The organism is Gemmatimonadaceae bacterium (assembly GCA_036003045.1).
Classification (GTDB): Bacteria; Gemmatimonadota; Gemmatimonadetes; order Gemmatimonadales; family Gemmatimonadaceae; genus JAQBQB01.
Genome location: DASYSS010000046.1, coordinates 89,217 through 96,530, shown reverse-complemented (window position 1 = coordinate 96,530; position 7,314 = coordinate 89,217). Strand labels below are relative to the sequence as shown.

Here is a 7,314-nt window from a genome sequence, read left to right as displayed (position 1 = left end):
AACTTGGCCGACATTGCTCGGTTCTCCTTACAGGAAAAAGAGAGGACGATCCAGATGCCCCAGACGTCCGCTGACACGCTACTAGCTAACACCCTTCGGTCACGGGAATCAAGCGCGTGCGATTCCAGCCCACACCATTTTACCTTTGCTCACGCTCGCTCGCGCTTTGCCTCACGGGACAACCGCTTCCGATCGGACGTGCTGAGGAAGCGCTTGCGCAACCGGATCGATTGCGGCGTCACCTCGATCAACTCGTCGTCCTCGATATACTCCAGGGCGGCTTCCAGAGTCAACTCCCGCGGCGGCTCCAATTGGATGTTCTCGTCGCTCGCCTTGGTTCGCATGTTGGTGAGCTTCTTTTCTTTCGTCGGGTTCACATCCATGTCGCCCGGCCGCGCACTCTCACCGACGATCATCCCCTCGTACACCGAGTCGCCCGGCTGGACGAACAGTGTGGACCGCTCCTGCAGGTTCGCCAGGGCGAACGCGACGATCGTGCCATGTTCCATAGACACCAATGATCCGCGCGTGCGCCCCGCCAACGGGCCGGCCCAGGGACCGTAGTCCAGGAACCGGTGGTGCATGATCCCCGTTCCCCGCGTGTCCGTAAGGAACTCGGAACGGTAGCCGAACAGGCCGCGGGCCGGAATGCGGTAGAGAAGCCGCACGAGCCCCTGCCCCGGATTCTTCATCTCGAGCATTTCGCCACGGCGTGGGCCCAACTTTTCGATCACGTTGCCGAGGAATTCCTCGGGGACGTCGATCGAGAGCTCCTCGTAGGGCTCGAGACGCTCGCCACGTGAGCCTTCGCGCGTGATGACGCGCGGGCGCGAGACCTGGAACTCGTAACCCTCGCGGCGTATCGTCTCCATCAGAATCGTCAGGTGAAGCTCACCGCGTCCCGAGACGGTCCACGTGTCTGTGGAATCCGTGTCTTCGACACGGAGTGCCACGTTGCGCTCCAGCTCGCGGTAGAGGCGTTCGCGCACCTGCCGCGACGTGACGAATTTTCCTTCCCTGCCGGCGAAGGGTGAGTTGTTGACGATGAAGTCCACCGAGATCGTGGGCTCCTCGACGGCGATCCCCGCGAGACGGTCCGGGTGTTCGATGTCGGCGAGCGTGAGCCCGATCTCGACGTCCTCGATCCCGGCCAACGCCACGATCTCGCCGGCCGGCGCCTGCGGCACCTCGATGCGATCCAAGCCATCGAAGGTATAGAGCTTGGTGATGCGCGCCTGCTCGACCGGTTGATTCGGGTCGAGCGGCAGCAGCGCGATGACGTCGCCGACGTGCGCGGTTCCGCGCTCGATGCGGCCGATCGCCAAGCGTCCGAGATACGGCGAATGGTCGATCGTCGACACCAGCATCTGGAACGGGCTCACCGCGTCACTCGGCGGCGCCGGCACCTTGGCGACGATCGTCTCGAAGAGCGGCGTCAGGTCTTGGAGCGGCTTGTCCATGTCCATCGTCGCCGTTCCGTCGCGCGCCGAGACGTAGACGACGGGCGCGTCGAGCTGCGCGGCGTCGGCCTCGAGCTCGATGAAGAGGTCGAGGACCTCGTCATGGACGCGAAGAGGGTCAGCGCCGGGACGATCGATCTTGTTGATGACGACGATCGGCGTGCGTCCGAGCGCGAGCGCTTTGCGCAGCACGAAGCGCGTCTGCGGCATCGGTCCGTCGAACGCGTCGACGACGAGCAGCACGCCGTCGACCATTCGAAGAATGCGCTCGACCTCGCCGCCGAAGTCGGCGTGTCCGGGCGTGTCGACGATGTTGATCTTGTGGCCGTGCCACCGGACGGCGGTATTCTTGGCGAGGATCGTGATGCCCCGCTCGCGCTCGAGCGGGTTCGAGTCCATGACGCGCTCTTGCACGACTTGGTTGTCGCGGAACGCCCCAGCCTGCCGCAACATCTTGTCCACGAGCGTTGTTTTGCCGTGATCGACGTGGGCGATAATGGCGATGTTGCGGATAGACATAGCCTCGAAAGTTAAGACGGGCTACTAAGAGAGTGCAGGTGCATCATGGCTTTGGGAGACCGACTGGCGCTGACGCCTGTTCCTGACGACCAGAGTGCCCGGACGCCAGAAAGAACCCGCTTAGCCACGTTTCGCCGTTGGCTGGCCAGGTATCAGCCTCCAGGCCGCCAGGCTGCCGTGGCCGGCACGTAACCCTTGCGTAACAGGCCAGGCGAACGCACCATGCAAGGGGGGGTACGATCCCCTGACAAGTCCCCAGAACGCCATTCGCGGAGGTGGACCATGAATCAGGCGGACGAAGCCGCGTTGGAGAATTATCCCCACGGTCGCGGCTACGGACACGATTACATGCGCGGCGGCGAAGTGTTCGGCGGGTACGGCTACGCGGAACGCGACGAATACGCCAAGGCTCGCGGGGAGTTGACCGGCGAGCACCCGATTCCGGAAAACGAGCAGCAGGAGACCGTGGCGGAGACCTAGGAAGCGCCGACGTCAGAGGAGAATCTGACGTCAGAAGTCCGACATCAGACGTCCGAGTTCTCGTCTGTTTCGGCTTCCACTACGGGTGCAGGTGCAACTCTCGCCCCCCCAGCGCCTCGCACTCCAACTGAACGGTGACGTGCTGGATCCCCATCTCCCGCAGGAGATCGTGGGCCTGCTCGAGCACGCCCTGATGACACCCCGCGTCGCGGACGATCGCGTGGGCGCTCATCGCGACCATCCCAGACGTCACCGTCCACACGTGCAGGTCGTGGACGGATTCGACGTTGGGGATGGATTCGAGCTTCGATCTGACGGCGTCGAGCGCGATGTGCGGCGGAGCGCTCTCGAGCAGCACGTCGACCGATTCGCGCACGAGGCGCCACGAGCCGGCGACGATCAGCACCGTCGTGAGCAGCGACGCGATCGGATCGGCGTCGAGCCAGCCCGTGAAACGAATGATCCCGCCCGCCACCACGGTGCCGCCCGCGGCGAGCATGTCGCCGAGTACGTGCAGATATGCGCCCCGCACGTTGAGACTGCCTTCGCGTACGCCGTGAAGCAGGTACACCGCGACACCGTTCACGACGAATCCAACGATGGCGACCCCGAGCATCAGCCCGCCGTGGACCGGTTCCGGCGCCTTGAAGCGGCCGACCGCCTCGAGGATGATCCACACCGAGATCAACAACAGCGTCGTGCCGTTGATGAGCGCGGCGAGAATCTCCCAGCGCAAATAGCCGAACGTCTTGGCCCCCGAACCGGGCTGACGCGCGAGCCACGCCACGAACAGCGAGAGTCCAAGGGCCCCGGCGTCGGTGAGGACGTGCCCGGCGTCGGCGAGCAAGGCCAGCGAGTTCGACATCCATCCGCCGATTCCCTCGACGATCAGGATGACGACGGTGAGGACGAGCGCCCACTTGAGAGCGCGTGTGGACGCGGCAGTCGAAGCGCCGTAGATCTGGCCGTGGGAATGGTCGTGCGAGTGGCCGTGGTGATGGCCGTGCGCATGGCCAATCCCGTGCGAGTGTTGATGATCGTGTGAATGGCCCAATGACGCTCCGGTCTTTCCCAAGTATCGGCGGCCGGGCGCCAGCATCGACGGTGACGGACAGCCGCCCTAGATTCACCCCGTGCTCGCGCGCCTGATCGCCATCGCCGTTCTCCTGCTCGTGAACGGCTTCTTCGTCGCCGCCGAGTTCGCGTTGGTGCGGGCACGAAGGACGCGGTTGGAGTCGATCGCGCGCACCGGCGACTGGAAGGCTCGGCTCGCCCTCCGCGCTTTAGGAAATCTCGCGCGAGTCTACTCGGCAAGCCAGTTGGGCGTTACGCTCGCGAGCCTCGGACTCGGCGCGCTGGCCGAGAGCGCGCTGGGCGGCGTCTTCGCGCGTGAGCTGGGCGAGCTGCCCTTTTTCATTGAGGTTTCTTTACGCGTCGGCATCGGCGCGGCGATCGCGCTGGCGATCGTCACGTTCTTCCACGTCGTGTTCGGTGAGCTCGCGCCGCGCGGCCTGGCACTGGCTCATCCGGAAGACGTCGCGCGATGGCTCACGCCGCCGCTGCTCGCGTTCGCCTGGTTGATGTCGCCGTTCACGAATTTCCTCAACCGCTCTTCGCAGGTGGTTCTACGCGCCTTCGGGCTCCGCTCGGCGCGCGAGAACGTGCATTCCGCCGAGGAGCTGCGCATGCTGGTCGAGCAGAGCGAAGAGGGGGGCGCGTTGGAGACGCAAGACGCCGACCTGCTCGAAGGCGTCTTCGAGTTCTCGGAGAAGAACGCCCGCGACGTGATGACCCCGCGCACCGAGATTGACGCGTTGCCGCTCGACGCGACGCTCGACGAAACGGTGGCGATGATCACGGACAGTGGGCGGTCGAGATACCCTGTCTACGAAGACACGATCGACAACATCATCGGCATCGTCCTCGCGAAGGACGTCCTGGCGGTCCTTCGTTCGCCGCCGCGCGAGTACTCGCTTCGCGACATCGCGCGAAGCGTCCACGTCGTACCGGGCTCGCGGCAGGTCGAAGAAGTGCTCTCCGACTTCAAGCGCCTCAAGGAACACATGGCCATCGTGCTCGACGAGTACGGCGGCACGGCCGGTCTCGTGACGATGGAAGACCTGCTCGAGGAAATCGTCGGCGAGATCCTCGACGAGTACGACGAGCCACCCGAGTATCCCGAGCGCGCGAGCGCCGACGTGATCATCGTTCCCGGCGCGACCGACGTAGGCGAGCTCAACGAGCGCTACGGCCTGGACGTGCCCGAAGACAACTACACGACGATCGGCGGTTTCATTTTCGGCGCGCTCGGACGACTCCCTACCGTTGGTGATCGCGTTTCGGCGGGCGGCGCGACCTTCAGCGTCACGGAGATGGACGGACGGCGTGTGGATTCGTTGGCCGTGAACCTCAACGGCGGACGAACGGCGCGAAGCACGAAGAGCGACAAGAAATAGGTTTCGCGAATTACGACTGCGCTGTGGCCGGCCGCGGCGCTCCGACTCTCGTCGCGATTCGCGCGCACATGAGGATCGCTTCGATCATGCTCGACGGATCGGCGACGCCTTTGCCGGCGATGTCGAGCGCTGTACCGTGGTCGGGCGACGTGCGCGGGAACGGCAGTCCGAGCGTGACGTTCACCGCCGCACCGAACGACGCGACTTTGATCGCCGTCATGCCGACGTCGTGATACGGCGCGATGACGGCGTCGAACTCGCCGCGCATGGCGCGCACGAACACCGTGTCGGCGGGAAATGGCCCGGCGATCCCCGCTTCGGCGGCCGCGGGACGTAAGACCTCGTCGTCCTCGTTGCCGAATCGCCCCTCGTCGCCCGCGTGCGGATTCAGCGCGCAAAGCGCGATCTTCGGCTCGGCGATCGCGAACCACTCTCGAAGTCCGTTGCGAGTGATCGTGGCGGCGGACACGAGCGCGTCGCTCGTCACCGCGGCGGGCACATCGCGCAGCGGCAGATGCGTCGTCGCCAATACGACACGCAGCGGACTCTTCGACCCCGGAGAAGGCCGAGTCGCGGCGAGCATCATGGCGACTTTGCGTCCCGTGTAGGTCGCGATCATCTCCGTGTGGCCCGGGAACGAGTAGCCACCGGCGAGCAGCGCGGCCTTGTCGATCGGCGCGGTGACGATTCCGTCGACCTCACCCTGGAGCGCCAACGCAACGCTGCGCTCGATCGCACGGCCGGCGAACCGGCCGGCGTCGGAGGCGGAGCCGCCGGGTGTCCACGAGCCCGTCTGCTCAGTGACGTCGATTCCTGCGCCCGAGGGACCGACGAAAACGAGATCGGTGGCCTCGCGCACCTCGCGCGACGCCGCCGCCTTCTCGATGATCTCGGGTCCGATTCCGCGAGCGTCGCCTAGTGTGACGGCGAGTCGCGCCTTGCGATCCACGTTCACGCCGATGTCCGGCCCTTACGGCTTCGCCGACTTCGTCAGTTCGGCGGACTTGCTGGTCAACGCGTCATACCGAATGGCGACGAACGTCTGCTTCTTGAGTGTATCTACATAGCGGCGAACGCCGCCGCGGTTGGCGAGATCGCTTCGCACGGCCGATTTGAGCTCGCCGAGCGTTTGCGGGCCACCCTCGTCGGCCGTGACCAATTGCGCGACGACGAACTTCGGCACATCCGGTCGCTGCGACGATCCGGGAATCTGGAACGAGACGATGTCGCCGGCCTTCGCCGTGCCGAATCCTTTCTGGTACGACGCGGGAAGGCTATCGCGCACCCATGGCGTGAGCAGGCTCGTCTCTTCCTGGCCCGCGTAGTCGTGGAACTTCTTGGCGAGCGTGTCGAACGAAACGCCGTGGCGCAGCCTGTCGGCGACGCTGTCGGCGAGTCTGGCGGTGCGCGCGATGTCGGCGGAATCGACCGCCGGCACGATGAGGATCTGGTGAGCCTTCACCTCGCCCGTCTGCACGCGATCGACTCGCACGATGTGGAACCCGCGCGCGGTCTCGAACACCGCGCTGAGTTGTCCCGGCGCGAGCGGCGCGACGAACGGACCGCCGAACAACCAGCGGTCGAACTCGGGCACGTTCTTGCCGCGACGCGCCCAGCCGAGATCGCCACCCGATTCCTTCGAGAGCGGATCCATCGACTCGTGCCGAGCCGTCTGCTCGAAATCCGCCCCGCTCTTGAGGCGCACAAGAATGGATTCGGCGCGCACGCGCGCCGCTTCCTTCGCCGCCGCCGTCGGCTGCACGGCGATCACGATTTGCTTGAACGTGACCGTCGCGGGCTTGGGCGGCAGGAATTCCTTGGAGCGATCGAACTCGGCCGCCACTTCCGCGTCGGTGACTTGAATCGGAACGATCTTGCCGTCGCGCTTCAGCTGGTCGACGACCTTCTCGAGCAGGAAGCGACGCTTGTACTGGTCGAGCATGAACTTGCGATACTCGTCCGGCGTGCCGAGCGACGCCTGTTGGAGCGCGGTTCGATACTCGGACTCGGTCGTGAACTTGGCGCGTGTCTCACGCACCTGTCGGTCGACCATCTGCGAGACGTCGGCGTCGGTGACTTCGATCTTGAGGTCGGCCGCCTTCTGAACCAGCAGCTCTTCCTGGATCATGTCGTCGAGCGTCTCGATCTCGAGCGCGCGCTCGGCTGAATCGTTCGCCGGCTTCGGCACTTCACCGCGCTGGATTCTTCCCAGCGCGCGCTCCTTGAGGTCGATCATCGTGATCGTCTGATCGCCGACGACCGCGACCACGCCGTCGAGCAGTACCGATTGCTCCGCGGGAGTGGCAGGAGGTTTCGCCGTCGGAACCGGTTGCTGAGCGGCAACCGGTCCGGCGGCGACTAGAACGAGTGAAGCGACAGCGGCGATGCGTTTCATACGA

General features: G+C 65.2%; 6 protein-coding genes. 2 read left to right on the top strand and 4 right to left on the bottom strand.

Features of this window, described 5'->3' with window-relative positions; genetic code table 11:
* Nucleotides 1-149: 149 nt before the first annotated feature.
* Nucleotides 150-1,979, bottom strand: coding sequence for a translational GTPase TypA (typA, locus tag VGQ44_11890; GenBank protein HEV8447519.1), 1,830 nt, complete (start codon nucleotides 1,977-1,979; stop codon nucleotides 150-152).
* 282 nt (nucleotides 1,980-2,261) lie between these two features.
* Between typA and VGQ44_11885 the strand changes: the two genes are divergently transcribed.
* Nucleotides 2,262-2,459, top strand: a complete 198-nt coding sequence (locus VGQ44_11885; protein HEV8447518.1) for a hypothetical protein — start codon at nucleotides 2,262-2,264, stop codon at nucleotides 2,457-2,459.
* Nucleotides 2,460-2,538: 79 nt separating this feature from the next.
* Here VGQ44_11885 and VGQ44_11880 read toward each other — a convergent pair whose 3' ends face one another.
* Nucleotides 2,539-3,513, bottom strand: a complete 975-nt coding sequence (locus VGQ44_11880) for a cation diffusion facilitator family transporter (GenBank protein HEV8447517.1) — start codon at nucleotides 3,511-3,513, stop codon at nucleotides 2,539-2,541.
* 79 nt (nucleotides 3,514-3,592) lie between these two features.
* Between VGQ44_11880 and VGQ44_11875 the strand changes: the two genes are divergently transcribed.
* Entirely contained in the window at nucleotides 3,593-4,915 is a 1,323-nt protein-coding gene (locus tag VGQ44_11875) for a hemolysin family protein (protein ID HEV8447516.1), read from the top strand.
* 10 nt (nucleotides 4,916-4,925) lie between these two features.
* On the opposite strand, the gene pdxA is transcribed toward VGQ44_11875, so the two are convergent.
* On the bottom strand, nucleotides 4,926-5,870 hold the full coding sequence (pdxA, locus tag VGQ44_11870; GenBank protein HEV8447515.1) for a 4-hydroxythreonine-4-phosphate dehydrogenase PdxA: 945 nt from the start codon (nucleotides 5,868-5,870) through the stop codon (nucleotides 4,926-4,928).
* 15 nt (nucleotides 5,871-5,885) lie between these two features.
* Nucleotides 5,886-7,310 (bottom strand): peptidylprolyl isomerase, encoded by a 1,425-nt coding sequence (locus VGQ44_11865; protein HEV8447514.1) that lies wholly within the window; start codon nucleotides 7,308-7,310, stop codon nucleotides 5,886-5,888.
* Between the last annotated feature and the right edge of the window lie 4 nt (nucleotides 7,311-7,314).